This window comes from Hyphobacterium sp. CCMP332, assembly GCF_014323565.1.
GTDB lineage: Bacteria > Pseudomonadota > Alphaproteobacteria > Caulobacterales > Maricaulaceae > Hyphobacterium.
Genome location: NZ_CP058669.1, coordinates 269,116 through 286,289 on the forward strand (window position 1 = coordinate 269,116; position 17,174 = coordinate 286,289).

General features: G+C 61.7%; 14 protein-coding genes and 1 pseudogene. 9 read left to right on the plus strand and 6 right to left on the minus strand.

Features of this window, described 5'->3' with window-relative positions; genetic code table 11:
• Positions 1–101: 101 nt before the first annotated feature.
• The 3 genes from HXX25_RS01390 to HXX25_RS01400 all read right to left on the minus strand — a co-directional run bounded on the left by HXX25_RS01390 (position 102) and on the right by HXX25_RS01400 (position 3,848).
• Complete coding sequence (locus HXX25_RS01390; RefSeq protein WP_187166757.1) at positions 102–1,490, minus strand: flagellar hook protein FlgE; 1,389 nt, start codon at positions 1,488–1,490, stop codon at positions 102–104.
• Positions 1,491–1,586: 96 nt separating this feature from the next.
• Positions 1,587–2,252: a flagellar hook assembly protein FlgD gene (locus HXX25_RS01395; protein ID WP_187166758.1), complete on the minus strand. Its 666-nt coding sequence runs from the start codon at positions 2,250–2,252 to the stop codon at positions 1,587–1,589.
• A 9-nt stretch (positions 2,253–2,261) separates the two neighbouring features.
• A complete protein-coding gene (locus HXX25_RS01400) occupies positions 2,262–3,848 on the minus strand; it encodes a flagellar hook-length control protein FliK (RefSeq protein ID WP_187166759.1) in 1,587 nt (528 codons plus the stop codon).
• A gap of 430 nt (positions 3,849–4,278) precedes the next feature.
• Between HXX25_RS01400 and flgK the strand changes: the two genes are divergently transcribed.
• The 4 genes and pseudogenes from flgK to mnmA all read left to right on the plus strand — a co-directional run bounded on the left by flgK (position 4,279) and on the right by mnmA (position 8,943).
• Positions 4,279–6,417, plus strand: coding sequence for a flagellar hook-associated protein FlgK (gene flgK, locus HXX25_RS01405; protein WP_187166760.1), 2,139 nt, complete (start codon positions 4,279–4,281; stop codon positions 6,415–6,417).
• Positions 6,418–6,427: 10 nt separating this feature from the next.
• Complete coding sequence (locus HXX25_RS01410; RefSeq protein ID WP_187166761.1) at positions 6,428–7,342, plus strand: flagellin; 915 nt, start codon at positions 6,428–6,430, stop codon at positions 7,340–7,342.
• A gap of 9 nt (positions 7,343–7,351) precedes the next feature.
• Positions 7,352–7,669, plus strand: coding sequence for a hypothetical protein (locus HXX25_RS01415; RefSeq protein ID WP_187166762.1), 318 nt, complete (start codon positions 7,352–7,354; stop codon positions 7,667–7,669).
• Positions 7,670–7,874: 205 nt separating this feature from the next.
• Positions 7,875–8,943, plus strand: a pseudogene (gene mnmA / locus HXX25_RS01420) (tRNA 2-thiouridine(34) synthase MnmA).
• A 167-nt stretch (positions 8,944–9,110) separates the two neighbouring features.
• Here mnmA and HXX25_RS01425 read toward each other — a convergent pair.
• Positions 9,111–10,253 (minus strand): DUF418 domain-containing protein, encoded by a 1,143-nt coding sequence (locus HXX25_RS01425; protein WP_187166763.1) that lies wholly within the window; start codon positions 10,251–10,253, stop codon positions 9,111–9,113.
• Positions 10,253–10,774, minus strand: coding sequence for a hypothetical protein (locus HXX25_RS01430; RefSeq protein ID WP_187166764.1), 522 nt, complete (start codon positions 10,772–10,774; stop codon positions 10,253–10,255). The genes HXX25_RS01425 and HXX25_RS01430 overlap by 1 nt, the downstream gene beginning before the upstream one ends.
• A gap of 207 nt (positions 10,775–10,981) precedes the next feature.
• Here HXX25_RS01430 and HXX25_RS01435 point away from each other — a divergent pair, with 207 nt between their 5' ends.
• Positions 10,982–12,172, plus strand: a complete 1,191-nt coding sequence (locus tag HXX25_RS01435) for a thiolase family protein (protein ID WP_187166765.1) — start codon at positions 10,982–10,984, stop codon at positions 12,170–12,172.
• A gap of 54 nt (positions 12,173–12,226) precedes the next feature.
• Here HXX25_RS01435 and HXX25_RS01440 read toward each other — a convergent pair whose 3' ends face one another.
• On the minus strand, positions 12,227–12,922 hold the full coding sequence (locus HXX25_RS01440) for a hypothetical protein (protein ID WP_187166766.1): 696 nt from the start codon (positions 12,920–12,922) through the stop codon (positions 12,227–12,229).
• 225 nt (positions 12,923–13,147) lie between these two features.
• Between HXX25_RS01440 and HXX25_RS01445 the strand changes: the two genes are divergently transcribed.
• From HXX25_RS01445 to HXX25_RS01460, 4 genes are all read left to right on the plus strand, one after another.
• Entirely contained in the window at positions 13,148–14,377 is a 1,230-nt protein-coding gene (locus tag HXX25_RS01445) for a thiamine pyrophosphate-dependent enzyme (protein ID WP_187166767.1), read from the plus strand.
• A gap of 3 nt (positions 14,378–14,380) precedes the next feature.
• Positions 14,381–15,397, plus strand: a complete 1,017-nt coding sequence (locus HXX25_RS01450; RefSeq protein WP_187166768.1) for an alpha-ketoacid dehydrogenase subunit beta — start codon at positions 14,381–14,383, stop codon at positions 15,395–15,397.
• Positions 15,397–16,704, plus strand: a complete 1,308-nt coding sequence (locus tag HXX25_RS01455) for a dihydrolipoamide acetyltransferase family protein (RefSeq protein WP_187166769.1) — start codon at positions 15,397–15,399, stop codon at positions 16,702–16,704. The genes HXX25_RS01450 and HXX25_RS01455 overlap by 1 nt, the downstream gene beginning before the upstream one ends.
• 70 nt (positions 16,705–16,774) lie before the next feature.
• Positions 16,775–17,155, plus strand: coding sequence for an endonuclease domain-containing protein (locus HXX25_RS01460; RefSeq protein ID WP_187166770.1), 381 nt, complete (start codon positions 16,775–16,777; stop codon positions 17,153–17,155).
• Positions 17,156–17,174: the final 19 nt, after the last annotated feature.

Genomic DNA, 17,174 nt, shown 5'->3' on the forward strand with positions numbered 1-17,174 from the left:
AACGCTGTGGTAAATCTTCATTTAACTCAATGACTAAAAAGCAAAAGACCTTCCGTCGAAACGGAAGGCCTTTCACTCAGGAAGTATATGTCAGATCAGCGTTAGCGCTTCATCCGGATGGCTTCATCCAGCATCTCGTCAGCTGTGGTGATGATTTTGGATGAGGCGGAATAGGCGCGCTGGGTTGTAATCAGGCTGGTGAATTCGGTCGCGATATCGACATTGGAGTTTTCCAGCGTCGATGAAGCGATTGTGCCTGCGGCGGCTTCACCCGGCACGTTGAAAGTATAGCTGCCCGAATCCGGCGTCACCGAATAGGCGCCGCCCGCTTCGACATTCAGCCCGTTCGGGTTGACGAAAGTCGCAATAGGCACCTGATAGGTCTTGCGGATAATGCCGTTGGAAAACTTCGCGTAGACGAAGCCGTCATTATCAACCTGCACACCGGTGAAGGTACCAAACGCCGAACCATTCACCTGGGTCGAGGTCAGTGTTGAGGGGCTGTCATACTGGGTCATGCCGCCCGGCTGGGTCGGAGAGCCGAGGTCCAGCGTCACCTGCTGACCGGCAACGCCGGTGCTTGCGGCCCACTGATACTGCGTGGCACCCAGCGCCCCGGTGTTTGTCGAGGACAGGAAGTCGAGCGTCAGCGGAAGCGTTGTATTGGTCAGGTCGATTTCACCCTGCGCATCAAAAGCGATGGTTCCGGTCGCGATCTGGCCATCCACGAGCCCGGCACCGGTCGTGATGTCGGTTGTCGGCGTCACGTGAAGCTCCGCATGCCACTGATTGGCCGTTGCAGATTTCAACATCGACAGGGTAATGGTCCGCGCCCCGCCCTGGCTGTCATAGATCTGGATCGACCGCTGGAAATCGGGAGTCACCGTGCCCGACGCCATATTGGTCGCGCTGGCGCCGGCGGCATACGTCGCTTCGTCTGCAGAGACGACCTGACTGGCTTGCAGATTGCCGTTGACGCCGACCTGCGTGGTGGCCTCAGCGGCACCACCGATAGACGACAGGTTGATGGCTTCGAGGCCCGAAAGGTCGGACGGGTTGGCGGTAACAGAACCGTCGGCAGCGACCGGCCATCCATACAGGAAGAGCCCGGCATCGTTTCTGAGATTGCCTTGCGAATCCGCCGAGAAGGAGCCGGATCGCGTAAACAGCACTGCATCCGTTGCTTCGACATTGGAGGCGACAGGCCGCACCACGAAGAAGCCGTCGCCGGCAATGGCGAGGTCGGTCGGGGACGTCCCGGGCGTCAGAAGTCCGCCAGTGGATATCTGGAAGCGGTTATTGGTGGTCACACCGCCCGCCGCATAGCGAGAATTGACGCCATAGGATTCAAACATCGGCGAAAACACGGCCTGGGCGCGCTTGTAGCCGACCGTGTTCACGTTGGCGATATTGTCGGAGACGGCGGCCAGTGCGCTGGAGTTGGCCAGCAGACCGGAGGCACCGGCCCAAAGGGCTGAATTGATACTCATTTTATGCTCCCTGAGGTTTCAATAGGAGCGTTCTGCTGTTTTCATCCACCCGGCAGAGTTCTTTTGCCAAGCGTCGGGCTCTTGAGTGGCCCGATGTTAAACGGCGCCTGCTTCGCGCAGGCTGCGGACAGAGGAGAGACGGACAAACAGCCCGTTCAGCTCGACCACGACTTCCGAACCGGAGAAATCAACGCCCGTAACACGGGCCGTTGTCAGAATATCCGGTTGCATCGGGTCGCCATCGGCATTCACGGCCGACACTTCCATCGTATAGATTCCGTCTTCAACGGTATTCCCTGACAGGTCCTGGCCATTCCATTCGAAGACATGAGTGCCCGCGGTCGATTCCCCTTCAAAGGTGGCGACCGTACGACCATTGGAATCCTTGATCGAAACCAGTGTGCCCTGACTGTCTTCGGGCATGATGTAGGTCCATTCCGCCGAGCTATCCTCAAGCGAGGCATTCGGCGAGGCAACGGTCGCTTCACGGCCGATAAAACCGACCGCTGCGCCCTGCGCCGAAGCCGCCTGAATAGATATCAGTGATTCCAGATTCTGGTTGGAGCGGATTTCCTGCTCCACGCTGGAGAAATTCACCAGCTGGTTCACGAACTCGGTTGAATCGAGCGGGTTGAGCGGGTCCTGGGCTTTCATCTGCTCGGTGAGCAGGGTCAGGAACATCTCGAAATTATTGGCCAGCGATGCTTGGGAGTTCGCCGTCTGCGATCCGAACGCGGCCCCGAGGGCATCTATTTGTGACATATCCGGCTCCTATAATCTGACATCTACACGACTGACCGTGCTCAGCTGGAAGCCATAGAGCTCCCGCGGCAGCGCGGCGGCCGTGATCGGACCGGCTAGGTCCTCGGCAAATTCGATATTTGTGAATCCCGGCAAGTTGCGGGGCATGGGCTCGTCCTGATCGCTGCCTTGCGAGAGCTCGAAGGATAGACCGTCATTGTCGAGCTGCAGCCCGGCCTCTTCGAGCGCGCGTTCCAGCTCGCGGGCGTGCTGGCGCAAATCATTCAGTGTTTCCGGGCGTTCGGCGCTCAGGATTGCCTGAACGCGATTGTCATTGCCGACATGCATCTTGACCTGAATGCGTCCGAGTTCGGGCGGGTCCATGCGGATCTCGAACTTGCGATCGCCATTCTGGAATTTCGCGGCAATTTGCGCGGCCAGTGTGCCGGCATGGGCGGGTGTAAAGCGCGCTGTGCCTGCGGCGACGCCCGGGCGCTCGGCCGCACGGCTCATGTCTGCCGCCCGCGAATTGGACATATCCACCCGTTCTGCATCCGCGGCCGCGTCGGTCTGACCGGGATCGGCCGGCGGCGGGGCAGAACGTGCGATGTCGCTGACGGCCAGCCGGGCCGGGTCAAGCGGAGCTTCCGCAGGCGGCTGCGTCGTTTGCGGCGTTCCTGTCTGGGCCGGCATGGTTATGTCTGGCCTGGCCGCTTGTGCAGGCGTGGAAGTGGAGGCGGAGTTAGAGCTGGAGGCGTTCGCCGCGCTGGCGGATCCGCTGGCCGTTGATTTTGAATTGCTGGCAATCGGCCCCTTTTCGGGTCCGGCGGCCTCGCGGCGCGCCTGAACACCAGCCTGGACGACCGGTTGCGAAGCCGCAGAGGCCGCGGTGCTGGCCGCCAGTCCGTCGCTGATCTGTGCCGTTGCGCCCGCCACGGAATTGGCGGCGGGTGTACCGGCATTTGTCTTGACGGTATCGGCACTGTTTGACCCGGCGTTTTCGCTCGTATTGCTGGTGCCTGTCGCGGCGGGTGTCACATTATTCTTTATGGGCGGCTCTGCAGCCGCCTTCGCATTGACCGTTGAAGCCGATGTCGTTTTAGCAGTGGAAATGGACGCCACGGTGGCATTTCCGGACTCCGGGCCGGTCTGTGACGTCCCGGACCCGGCGGCGTTCTGACCGCCTTCGGAATTCACCGTCGCCGGCGATGTTGAGGGCGTCCCTGTGACGCCGTCACCCTGCGCCGCCGTATTCGGCTGCAGCACTGCACCGTTTTGTGGATGGGCTCCCGTGGTGGGGGAGGCTGGCAAGGCGGTTGTCTGTGTGTTCGCCGTCGCGGTGGCCTGGGTTTGCGTTGCCATCACCGGGCCAGACGCTGTGCCGGCACCTGACGATGACGCGGACATGGCCAGTCGAGCGCCTTGTGTCGGATTGGAGGGTGACGGCGCAAAGCCGCCATTGGGCCGCGACGGAATGGCAGGAACGGGCGTAACCGGAGTCGTCTGAACGGCGAGCAGCGCATCAAAAGCGCCGGCATCCGCCGCATCGGGCGCAGACGATTGTCCGGCGCTGTTGGCACCGGCCGTCTGTGACAGGATCGGAGTGATCGCGTCCATGCCCTGTTTCGCCCCCCAAGCGGCGTGAACCCCGATGGCCCACACACCCGTCACGGGGAGTCGCAAGGAGTGTGCCAGTTCGGTAACCATATAGGGCATTGAAAAGTATAGATTAATTTCGATCGCAAGTGGGCAGGATACGCTTGCCCGGCAGGAATCTCCCCATCCTCAATGGCGGAATCTGCCGACTTCATGACCGTTTGGCCATCAATCACAAAATGGCCCCGGCATTGCGACGCTGACGGTCAGATACGTCACCGGTTCGAAGAAGCGGAATCGCAAGAATGCTGGAAAACAGTTTGAATCCAAAGGTTAATCGGGAAAGTGGTTCTCCGGGCCGTCTGGCTTGTCTGCGAATTCTCCCGGCAAATTCTGCCCGATACCCGGCATCTTTCTACCGGTTCCACGGACTTTTGACGGAGGAGACGACATGTCGCTGAGCTCCATTCTCGGTAGCGCCCTGTCCGGGCTGCAAGCCAGTCAGATCGGCCTGCGCTCGGCGTCCAACAATGTCGCCAACGTCAACACACCCGGCTATGCGCGCACCGAAGCCAATTTCACGACCCGCGTTATTGACGGTCGCGGCTTCGGCGTCAGCGTTACCGGCGTCGTGCGCGTCGCCGATGCATTTTTGCAGGCCGCCTCCGTGCGCGCCTCGGCGGAGGCCTCGGCGTCAGAAATCATCGGCCAGTCGCTGGATCGCTTTCAGCGGCAGGTCGGGACGTTCGATGATCAGGGGTCGATTTTCTCGCGCCTCAATCAGGCCTTTTCGTCCATCGCCTCTGCGGCAGTTGATCCCTCGCTCAGCGTATCACGCCTGTCCGTCGCGTCGGATTTGCAGTCATTCTTCGATGAAGGCCGCCGCCTGAGCGGTGAATTGCGGGCGTTGCGCGAAGAAGCCGACAGCCGGATTTCATCGACGGTCAATCGCGTCAACGAGCTGGCCAGCGAGATCGCGGCATTGAACCAGCAGGTTCAGTCCCTGACCTCCGCATCGGCGGATTCCACCGGCGCGCAGAACCGCCAGGCGGAACTGATAGATGAGCTCTCCCAGTATCTGGATATCCGGACCACTTCGAACGCAGACGGGCGCATTTTCGTCTCGACGACAGATGGGGTGGCGCTCGTTGAAAACGGCGCGGCCATTCTTCGCTATTCTGCATCCGGATCCGGCGCCGCCGGCGTGGATTATGCGCGTATCACCATTCAACCGCCCGGCGGCACCACGCAGATGGATTTCAACCCGCATATCCGGTCGGGTGATCTGGCGGCCTTTCTGAATCTGCGCGATGAAGAACTGCCGGAGCTGATGGAAGAGATTGGCGAATTCGTTGCCGCGGCTGCCGATGCGCTGAACCGTGAACATAACGACGCGACGGCTTACCCTCCGCCATCCGTTCTCGAAGGCCGCAACACCGGATTGCTGGCAACGGACAGTCTGGGGTTCACCGGCGCGACCACAATTGCGGTTGTCGATTCCGGGGGCACGCTGGTCAAGCGCATCGATGTCGATTTCGATGCCGGCACGATGAGTGTGGATGGCGCGGCGGCGACGCCCATCGGCGGCACCACGATTACCGACTTCGTCACCTCTTTGAATACGGCGCTTGGCGCGGATGGGTCGGCAGGCTTTGCAAACGGTCAGATGACAATCTCGGCGACCGGCACGGACGGCATTTCCATGCTGCAGGACGAGACCACGCCATCCGATCGCGGCGGACGCGGTTTCTCACACTTCTTCGGACTCAACGATCTGGTGGAAGCGGGCCGCCCGCTCTTTTTCCAGAGCGGCGTATCGGGCACGGACGCCCATGGCTTCACAGCCGGCCAGACGCTGGACTTCCGCATCAATGCTGCCAATGGAAGCGTCGCCCAGAACATCTCGATCAGCGTCGGGGGCACCAGCTTCAATGATCTGCTGACCCAGTTGAATGATCCGGTCTCCGGCCTTGGCCGTTATGCCACATTCTCGATCAACGGTGCCGGTGAGCTGGTGGAAACGCCCGTCGCGGGCTTCGATAGCTTCGATGTCGAGCTGGTGAGTGACAACACACAGCGCGGCGGTACCACCATCGCCTTCAGCCAGCTCTTCGGCGTCGGGCTCGCCGCGCAGGCGGGTCGGGCCGATTTGCCGGATGTGGCACCGCGTATCCGCTCCGATTCCTCGCAGCTGGCCTTGGCCAGGCTGGATCTCGCCGGATCCACCGCTATTGGTGATGTCGTTGTCGCGGCGGGTGATGGCCGCGGCGGACACGCCTTGCAGTCGGCCATGACCAATCAGCGCTCCTTTGCAGCAGCCGGCGGTTTCTCCGCCAGCACATCCTCGCTGGAAAATTTCACAGCGCGGATCGCGGGTGACATTGGTACCCGTGCCGCGCGCGCCGAACGCGCCGCCCAGTCGGCCGAGTCGCTGAAAAGCGCGGCGGATCAGAAACGGGCCGATGTCGAAGGCGTCAGCCTGGACGAGGAGCTCGCGAACATGACGATATTCCAGCAATCCTATAACGCCTCGGCCCGCCTGCTTCAGACGGCCAAGGAATTGACCGACACCCTGCTGAGCATCGTCTAGGAGAGGTGAAATGACCCGCATCGCTACAGCTGCAGCCGCCCAGACCGCCCTGATGGATCTGATGAAGGCCCAGCGCTCGGTCTTTGAAAGCCAGCAACAGCTGACCACCGGCAAGCTCTATCCGGACCTTAAAGGGGCCGGGCATCGGGCTGAATCCATCTCTGCCGCCTATGGGGCTCGCGATCGGGCAGAATCCTACAAGTTTTCAGCCGAGCGCGTTCAGGGGCGAATGGACATGACGGCCGTGGCGCTCGAAAAGCTGACAGAATCGGCGACCGATTTGCGCGTCGCCATGACTACGATCGATGGCACTTATATCATGGATCAGGTGCGCGAAGCCTTCGACAAGGCCCGCAATGCCCTCTCCACCCAGTATGCGGGCGGATATGTGTTTGGTGGAACGCGCACCGATACCGATCCGGTGACCGCAAATACGCTCGCCGATCTGGTGGCCGCCCCGACCGCAGGCGATATTTTCGCCAATTCCAGCCGCCGGCCGGTGGCCAAGCTGGATGATCAGCTCACGCTGGAAGTCGGTGTGCTGGCTGACGAGGTTGGCACAGACATCATGGCCGCCTTCAAACGGCTGGCCGAATTTGATGCGGGTCCGAATGGCCCTCTGAACGGTCCGCTGACAGACGCGCAACAGACCTATCTGCAAGGCGAAATCGCCAATGTCATGACGGCCTTCGACCGGATCAGTGATTTCGTGGGCCAGAATGGTGCCCAGCAATCGCGCGTCGAGAGCATGGTCAAAAGCCAGGATCAGAAGGCTGATTATCTCACCAGCCTGATCGGTGATCTGGAAGATGCGGACATGGCGGCCGCGGCCACCCGTTTCCAGCAGGCGCAGACGGCGGTCGATGTCTCGGCGCGCACCTTCTCCGTCCTCAGCCAGGTGTCGTTATTGCCGTTCCTGAGGTAATCATGACGAATGACGGAACAGAATAGCGACCCATCGCCTGAAGACATCGACGCGTTCATCGACGAAATTCCCGAACAATTCCGCGATGGGGTGCTTCCGGAGAATGAACCTGCAAATCCGCCGGTATCCATGATCGAGCGCCTGCAATGGGGCATTCTGGGGGCTGTAACGATCGGCGCACTCGTGGGAATCATCATGTTGTTCTCGCCCGGATCGGTCGAGGCGAAACTGACGGCAACCGGCGTTGCGGCGGCCTTCGGTTTCGTTCTGGGGATGCTCCCTCTCGCCCTGTTCTCCCTTGGCCTTCTTGGTGGTGGCGATAGCTAGCCCTTTCGTTCGTCCCGGTTATCCCCTATATCCGCCCTCCCTTTAACGACTGCTTCGGGCCTTGACCCCGTGGGAGACGAATATGACGACGACTTTGACGCGCGCTGGCGATAGCCGCGCCGATACCCTCATTCGTGAATTCGGCCTTGATGGCGACATACTCGGCCTGGGCGGCAATCCGTCCGACCATCGCGTCGTCGTAGCCATGTCCGGCGGCGTGGATTCCACCGTGACGGCCACCCTGCTTCACAAGGCGGGCTATGACGTGGTGGGGGTGACCCTGCAGCTTTATGATCATGGCGCCGCCATCAAGAAGAAGGGCGCGTGCTGCGCGGGCGTGGACATTCACGACGCCCGCCGCGTGGCCGAGGATCTGGGTTTTCCGCATTATGTGCTCGATTACGAGAACATCTTTCGCGACGCAGTGATCGACGAGTTCGCCGACAGCTACCTTGCCGGGGCCACGCCGGTGCCCTGCATCCGCTGCAACGAGCGCGTTAAGTTCAAGGACCTGCTGGAAACCGCCCGCGACCTCGACGCCGATTGCATGGCGACGGGGCATTACATCCAGCGCAAGATGGGCGCGCATGGGCCCGAGTTGCACAGCGCCACCGACGCCGCGCGCGACCAGTCCTATTTCCTCTTCTCCACCACGCCGGAGCAACTGGACTACCTGCGCTTTCCGCTCGGCCACCTGCCCTCGAAACAGGCCACGCGGGAACTGGCGGCGCAATACGGCCTGCAGGTGGCCGACAAGCCCGACAGCCAGGACATCTGCTTCGTGCCGAACGGCAACTATGCCAGCGTGATCGAGAAACTGCGCCCCGGCGCGGCCGAACCGGGCGAGATCGTGCATGCCGACGGGCGCGTCCGGGCACGCATCACGGCGTCATCCATTACACGATCGGCCAGCGCCGCGGTCTCGGAATCGGCGGGTTGGAAGAGCCGCTCTACGTCGTCCGCCTCGATGTGGACAATCACCGCGTCATCGTCGGCCCAAAGGAGATGCTGGCCACCCGCCGCGTCCCCTGCGCGAGATCAACTGGCTGGGTGAGGGCGATCTGGCCGCCCATGATGGCGCGCCCATCCTCGTCAAGGTGCGCTCGACCCGCCCGCCCGTACCCGCAGTGATCCAGTTGGCGGACGGCAAGGCCAGCCTTCTGCTCGACGAAGGCGAAGAAGGCGTCGCCCCCGGGCAGGCGGCGGTCTTCTACTCACCCGCCGATGCCGGCGATCGCGTCCTTGGCGGCGGCTGGATTACGGGAACGGTTTAAACGCCGTCATCTCTTTCCTCCCCTGTTTACGGGGGGGTGGCAGCGAAGCTGACGGAGGGGGCAGATGACAAACGCCCTTCGCATTTCGACGTTCGCCCCCCTCGTCCCTTCGGGACACTCCCCGCAAGGCAGGGGGAGAAGAAGGCGCAGCAGCAAAGAGGCTCGTGTCAATCCACCAGTCGCCGCATCGCCCACTCCACCGGTCCCCGCGAGTGATAGCGCCGCCAGATCGAAGCGAAGACCACCGACGCGATGAAGAAGGCGATGACGATACCATAGAGCCAGAAGATCGACTCCATTTCGCGCGGCAGGAACCATTCAATCCCGGTGACGCCGATAAAGACGTGGCCGAGATAGAGAGTCAGCGCCATTTGTCCGGCATAGATGACGGGCTGCACGAATTTGCGCCGGGCGTCCGACGCGCAGAGCATCAGCGATAGGGACAGCACGATGAAGCCGACGCCGAGGCCGAACATCACATAGAGCGGCGTCGGCGGATATGCGGACGAGCCGAACAGATCGGCGATATAGGGCAGGGCATAGCCCCATTCTTCCACCGGTACGAGCTTGATATAATTGAGATCCAGCGCCGCAAACTTGATCGCCTTGGCCAGAGCGATCAGCAGGATACCGCCGATCAGCAGCTTCCAGTGATTGGACGATTTGTGCAGGTCGATTTGCCCGACCGCCAGTCCGGTCAGGAAATAGGCAAACCACGGAAAGGCGGGATGGTGGCCCGTAAAGAACACATCGCGCAGCGCCGCCCCCGGTTCGTGAAAGCTGGGGCTTTCCCAGTAATCTATGCCGAAAGCGGGCGGCAGAAACAGGTAGAGCGCCACAAAGCCCAGCGTCGTGGCAATCGCCAGCGCCACCAGCCAGCGGGCGTGCAGTGTAAAGACCAGCGCCGCCAGCCCCAGAAACACGCCGTAGAAATGCAGGATGTCATAGGGCCATTGGGCGCGGAAAGAGACGCCGACGATAAAGAGAAAGAGGCCGCGCTTGAGCAGCGACAGACGCGCCGCTCGCCGGTCGGCCACATCCCGCGTCCGCCGCCAGCGCGCCGTGAGCAATGCCGTGCCGACCCCGGCGATGAAGACAAAGGTCGCTGCCGCCCGGCCGGAAAACAGGCTGGCCAGTTGCGTCATCCAGGCGGGGTCTGTGTCGGCATTGTGGATATAGATATGGAAATTCACCATCATCATGCCGAGGAAGGCCATGGCGCGGGCAAAGTCGATGCCTTCCAGCCTTGCGGCGGAAGGCGCCGTGATTTCCGAGAGAGACGGGTCAGAGACGATTGTGGTCGTGGCCATTACCGGTCTCCGTCCGTTTGGGGTTCGGTTTCCGGGCAGGGACGGCTGGACGCCGCTCTGATCCGGTCACCACCCTGTCCGCGCCCGATCGGGTCGGAGCCAAATCCGGTATCGGTATCGGTCACACGCACCGGTCCGCGTCCTTCTCCGGCCGGGTCGGCATGCGCACCACGATCGCGGTCGGTATAGGTGCGCGCTCCGCGGCCATAGCCTGCGCGGTCGGCGCTTTCGCCGGAATCCTCGTCGGTGACGCCGGTGCCTTGACCATATCCGCCGCGATCGGCTTCCGTCCCGCTATCGCTGTCGGTAATGCCGGTGCCGCGGCCATTGCCGACCGGATCGGCTTCTTCACCACCATCGGAGTCGGTGACGCCGGTGCGGCAGGCGGCATATTCCGCGCTCCAGCTGCCATGCTGGGCATGTGCGCCACTGATGATGGATGTGGCCCCGGACAGGGCGGCTCCGCCCACAACCGTGCGCAGGAATGATCGCCGGCTTGGCCGACCTTTATGTCTGGACATGTATTTCCCCTGATCCCTGTGCGGGTTTATCCCGTTCGGGACAGCAGGAAAAGCCGCTAAATTCGGGCGCTTGCGCAGAAAGGCAGCGCGGGCCTTGTGTGCGCTGCAGCATTTTCCTCTGCGCCAAGGCTTGACGAAACGCGCCGCGCGCCTTTCACATGCGCGCCCCAATTCCCATATCATGCTTCCACCCAGGAGTGATCGAACATGAGTGCCAAGGAAGATCCTATTGTCATCGTCGGCATGGCCCGCACCCCGATGGGCGGCCTGCTCGGCGATCTCGCCGCATTGTCCGCCAACGAGCTGGGCGCGATCGCGGTGAAAGCCGCCCTCGATGAAGCCGGTGTCGCCGGTGATGACGTCGAGATGATTTACATGGGCAATGTCCTGCCCGCCGGTCAGGGGCAGGCCCCTGCGCGTCAGGCTGCCATCAAGGCCGGTCTGCCGAAATCGGTCGAAGCCACCACGCTGAACAAGATGTGTGGATCCGGCATGCAGGCCGCCATCATGGGCCGGGCCTCGATCAGCGCCGGCGATGCCTCCGTCATCGTCGCGGGCGGCATGGAATCCATGACCAACGCCCCGCACATGCTGCCGAACCATCGCGGCGGCTTCAAATACGGCGACGATGTGATCAAGGATCACATGGCGCAGGACGGTCTCGTGGATGCCTACGAGCACAAGGCGATGGGCGTCTATGCCGACATGATCGCCAACGAATACCAGTTCACCCGTGAACAGCAGGACGCCTATGCGCTGGAAACCCTCGCCCGCGCCCAGCGCGCGACGACGGACGGTGACTTCAAACGCGAAATCACACCGGTAACGATCTCCACCCGCAAGGGTGACGTCACCGTCGACACCGACGAGTTGCCGCGCAAGGCCATGCCGGACAAGATTCCCGGTCTGCGCCCGGCCTTCTCGAAGGACGGCACCGTGACCGCGGCCAATGCATCGGCCATTTCCGATGGCGCGGCCGCTCTGGTCCTGATGAAGCAGTCCGAAGCCGAGCGCCGCGGTCTGAAGCCGCTCGCCAAAATTGTGGCCACAGCCGCCCATGCCCATGAGCCGGCCTATTTCACCACCGCGCCGGTTCCGGCCATGCGCAAGGTGCTCGACAAGGCCGGCTGGTCGGTCGGCGATGTTGATCTCTGGGAAATCAACGAGGCTTTCGCCGTCGTGCCGATGATCGCCATGAAAGAGCTCGGCCTCAGCCATGACATCGTCAACGTCAATGGCGGTGCTTGCGCCATGGGTCACCCGATCGGCGCGTCCGGTGCCCGCATCATGGTGACGCTGCTCGCCGCGCTGGAAAAGCACGGCAAGACCAAGGGCGTCGCCTCGCTCTGCATCGGTGGCGGCGAAGCTACGGCGGTTGCGCTGGAGCGGATGAACTAGCGTTTTCGTCGTATCAGATTGACAAAACCCCGGGCCAATCGGTCCGGGGTTTTTCTATCCCAGCACGGAGCGAACGAGATCGGCCCAGGCCGCGCTCGGCCCGATGCCGAACAGCAGACCGACCCGCAACAGGCTCAGACCGAATACGATCAGGGTTGCGGGATGCAGGGCCCGTCGGGATACAAGATCATAGGCCATGACGGCCAGAAACAATACGATCTGTAAAATCAGACCGATGAATTCATTGGCAAAGTAGACCGCTCCGATTCGCGCGGTTGCTGGCAGGATCGCATAGACGGTGGCCAGCAACATCAGCCGCTTGTGCGTGGCCGGACGCCCCCGGAAGAGCAGGCCGGCGGCATAGATGCCGGCAAATCCCGCAATATCCATGAATGGTACGATGACGAATTGTTCCGGACTGCCGAAGGCATCCACGCCTCGCGCATAGGCATCGCCGATGGCGATGAAGCCGTATACGATCATGGTTGCGGCCAGCGGCAGGCTGAGCAGGCCCATGACTTTGTGAAGACCATAGCGCCCGGTGGGTATCAGGCTGGCCTGGGTGATCAGCAGCAGCATCCACAGGCTGAAAATCACACCATGAATCTGCAGGGCAGGCGATAACACACTCCTGTCCGCATCCGGAAAATAGAAGCTCGGCCCGAACCCGGCCACCACAAGCCCGGCCAGCACCAGCATCATCGCCAGAAAGAAGGGCTCCCCATGCGCCCGCGTCGGCACAGAATCCATCACGTCCTCCCCTAGTCTTCAGCCTGCAAGGCTCGCGGTAATCTGTCCAGAAATATCCGGGCCGATGCAGATTGTTCAGGAATTGCCGGTTCCGGTATCGTCCGGTACCGGGCCTTCCGATGGCGCGCCTGTGAGTGGACAAACACGGCCTTTCCGCGCTAAGGCCCGCCCGCAAAAGGTGATATGTCCATCGCCGGATTATCTATTCGATCAGAGGCAGTGCCCATGGCGACCAATGAACCGCGCTATCGCGTTCCTGTTCCGAACTTCCGTCCGGGTGATGATCCCGACTTCTCGCATCTGAATATTCCCGATGCCGGCAAGGCCAGACGCCCCGGCGTGGACGTTGCGGGGCGGGACACAACCGATCTGGCGCTGGGCATGGTGCGTGTGCTCGACCACAACCATCAGGCAGTCGGTGAATGGAATCCGGAGATCAAGCCGGACGTGCTGCGGGAAGGTCTGCGCCACATGATGCTGACGCGCGTCTATGACGAGCGGATGCAGAAGCTGCAGCGTCAGGGCAAGATGAGCTTCTACATGAAGTCAACTGGCGAAGAGGCGGTCGCCGTCGCCGGTGCCATGGCGCTGAAAGACAGCGACATGGTCTTCCCGTCCTATCGCCAGCAGGGCATTCTTTTTGCGCGTGGCCGCGACATTGTCGATATGATGTGCCACTGCATTTCCAACAGCAAGGACAACCTCAAGGGCCGTCAGCTGCCGGTGCACTACACTTGGGCCGAGGGCAATTTCTTCTCCATTTCCGGCAATCTCGGCACCCAATTCCCGCAAGCCGTCGGCTGGGCGATGGCTGCCCGTTACAAGGGCAATGATCAGGTCACGGCGAGCTGGATCGGCGATGGCACCACGGCAGAGGGTGATTTCCACGGCGCGATGACCCTGGCCTCGACCTACCGGGCGCCGGTCATTCTGAACGTCGTCAACAACCAGTTTGCCATTTCCACCCATCAGAATATGGCCATTGGCGACGCCCCGACTTTCGCGCTGAAAGGTCTGGGCTATGGCATCGCCTCCATGCGCGTCGACGGCAATGACTTCCTTGCCGTCTATGCCGCCATGCAATGGGCTGCAGAGCGCGCACGCCAAGGCCACGGACCGACCTTTGTCGAATACTTTTCCTACCGGGCCGACGCGCATTCGACCTCGGATGATCCGTCCGGCTATCGCCCGAAGACGGAAGCAAAAGCCTGGCCGCTGGGCGATCCGATCGAGCGTCTGAAGAACCACCTCATCGGCCTTGGCGAATGGGATGAGGAACGTCACGACGCGCTGGAAAAAGAACTGAATGATCTGGTCGTGAAATCCTACAAGGAAGCCGAAAGCCACGGCACGCTGCACGACGGACCCTTGTCGCCCATACCCTCCATTTTTGAAGACGTGTTCGAGGAACAGGACTGGCGCCTGATCCGTCAACGTCAGGATCTGGGAGTCTAGACCATGGCCAAGATGAACATGATCCAGGCGCTCAATTCGGCGCTCGACATTGCGATGGAAAAAGACCCGAATGTGGTCTCCTTTGGCGAGGATGCCGGCTATTTCGGCGGCGTTTTCCGCGTCACGGCGGGCCTTCAGGAGAAATACGGCCTCGACCGCTCTTTCGACACGCCGATCAACGAAGCCGCGATTGCCGCCATGGCCATCGGCATGGCCGCCAACGGTTTGCGCCCCGTCGCGGAAGTCCAGTTTTCCGACTATATCTTCCCCGCCATCGACCAGATCGTGAACGAGATGACGCGCCTGCGCTATCGCACCGCCGGCCAGTACACACAGCCGATTGTCATTCGTTCGCCCTGGGGCGGCGGCATCCGGGGTGGTCAGACCCACTCCATGAGCCCGGAAGCCTTTTTCACGCATGTTCCGGGTCTGCGCGTGGTTATCCCGTCCAACCCGTATGATGCCAAGGGCCTGCTGCTCGCCTCGATCGAGAATAACGACCCGGTCGTCTTCTTCGAGCCCAAGCGCATGTATAACGGCCCCTTCGACGGCAAGGCTGATGGCGCACTCGCCAGCTGGGCCAATCATCCGAAGGGCGAAGTGCCGGAAGGTCATTATACCGTCCCGCTGGATCAGGCCGAAGTCGTGCGCGAGGGCAATGATGTCACCGTCATCGCCTATGGCACGCTGGTTCACGTCGCCCTGTCGGCGGCGGAAAAGTCCGGCATCGATGCCGAGGTGATCGATCTCAAGACGCTCACCCCCTATGACATCGACACGATTACGGCGTCGGTGAAAAAGACCGGCCGCTGCATCGTCAGCCAGGAAGCACCGCGCACCTCCGGTTTCGCTGCCGAGTTGTCCGCCCAGATCCAGGAAGACTGTTTCTATGCGCTGGAAGCGCCGATCCATCGCGTGACCGGGTGGGATACACCCTATCCGCACGCCCATGAATGGTCCTATTTCCCGGGGCAGGAACGCTTTATCAATGCGCTGAAATCCGTGATGGAGGCCAAGTAATGTCTGAATACCGTTACAAACTCCCCGATGTCGGTGAAGGCGTGGTCGAGGCCGAGATCGTCGAATGGCGCATCAAGGTCGGCGACACGGTCGAGGAAGACCAGCCCATCCTTGACGTGATGACCGACAAGGCAACGGTGGAAGTACCGTGCGCGGTGAACGGCACGGTGACGAAGATCGTCGGCGAGCCCGGCGATGTCATCCCGGTCGGCACCGAAATCCTCTTCATCGACACCGGTGGCGCGCCGGTTCCGTCTGAACAGGATGTTCCTCCCCCGCCTGCGGGGGAGGTGTCGAGCAAAAGCGAGACGGAGGGGGGAGATGCCAAGGCTGAACCTTCCCCCCCTCGACCGGCAGAGCCGGCCACTCCCCCCGCAAGCGGTGGGAGAAAAGAGGTTGCCGCACCCGTCGCCCGCGCCGAAGGTGACCGCCCGTTGGCCAGCCCGGCCGTGCGTCAGCGCGCCATGGATGCTGATATCGATCTGGCCACCGTCCCGGGCACCGGCCCGGCCGGGCGCATTACGCATACCGATCTCGATGACTTCATCGCCTCGGGCGGCCGTCTCGCCGCTCGCGCAGGTGGGGGTGGCGCGGGCCGCACCCGGCGCACCGGCGTGGAAGAGCAGAAAATCATCGGCCTGCGCCGCAAGATCGCGGAGAATATGGTCAAGGCGAAGACCACCATCCCGCACATCGCCTATGTCGAGGAAATCGACCTCACGGCACTGGAAGATCTGCGGGCGCATCTGAATGCCACCAAGCGCGAGGACCAGCCCAAACTGACGCTCATTCCTTTCCTCGCCGCCGCGCTGTGCAAGGCTTTGCCACAAACACCGCAGGCGAACGCGCATTACGACACCGAAGCGGGCGTTCTGACGAAATATGAGGGCGTCCATCTCGGTGTGGCCACGGCGACGCCGAACGGCCTGATGGTGCCGACCATCAAACACGCCGAAGCGCTGGACGTCTGGGAGCTCGCGTCCGAATTAGGTCGACTGGCCAAAGCTGCCCGCGATGGCAAGGCCACCAAGGACGAGCTCTCCGGTTCCACCATCACCATCACCTCGCTGGGCGCGATTGGGGGTCTGGTAACGACACCGGTCATCAACCTGCCGGAAACCGCCATTATCGGCGTCAACAAGATGCAGGAATTGCCGCGCTTTGATGCCGGCGGCCGCGTCGTCCCGCGCAAGCTGATGAACCTCTCCTCCAGCTTCGATCACCGCATCGTCGACGGCTATGAAGCGGCGGTTCTGATCCAGAACGTCAAGGGATATCTGGAGAATCCGGCGACGTTGTTTATATAGTTGGCGCTATTTCCCTCTCCCTTGAGGGAGAGGGTCAGGGTGAGGGGTCTTTTTGTGCTAGGCTTGCCGAATGCCCGAGCCCCTGACCCCGTTGGCCCGCCGATTGCGCCGCGATGCAACCCACGCCGAACGCAAGGTATGGAACATGCTGCGCGAGCGGCCGCTCGGCTTCAAATTCCGGCGCCAGCAACCGGTCGAAGGCTTCATCGCCGACTTCGCGTGTTTCGAGGCAAAGCTGGTCATTGAGATCGATGGCGGCCAACATTTCGACAATGCTGAAGACGCTGCGCGCTCCGCGAAACTGGAAGCGGCGGGTTGGACGGTGATCCGATTCTGGAACGTGGAAGTTCATGAATCCATGGATGGAATCTATGACCGGGTAGCGGAAGCTCTTCGAGCGTTGAAGCACGTCCAGCAACCCCCTCACCCAGCGGATGACTTTCAGGACTGAAAGCCATCCTCCCCCTCTC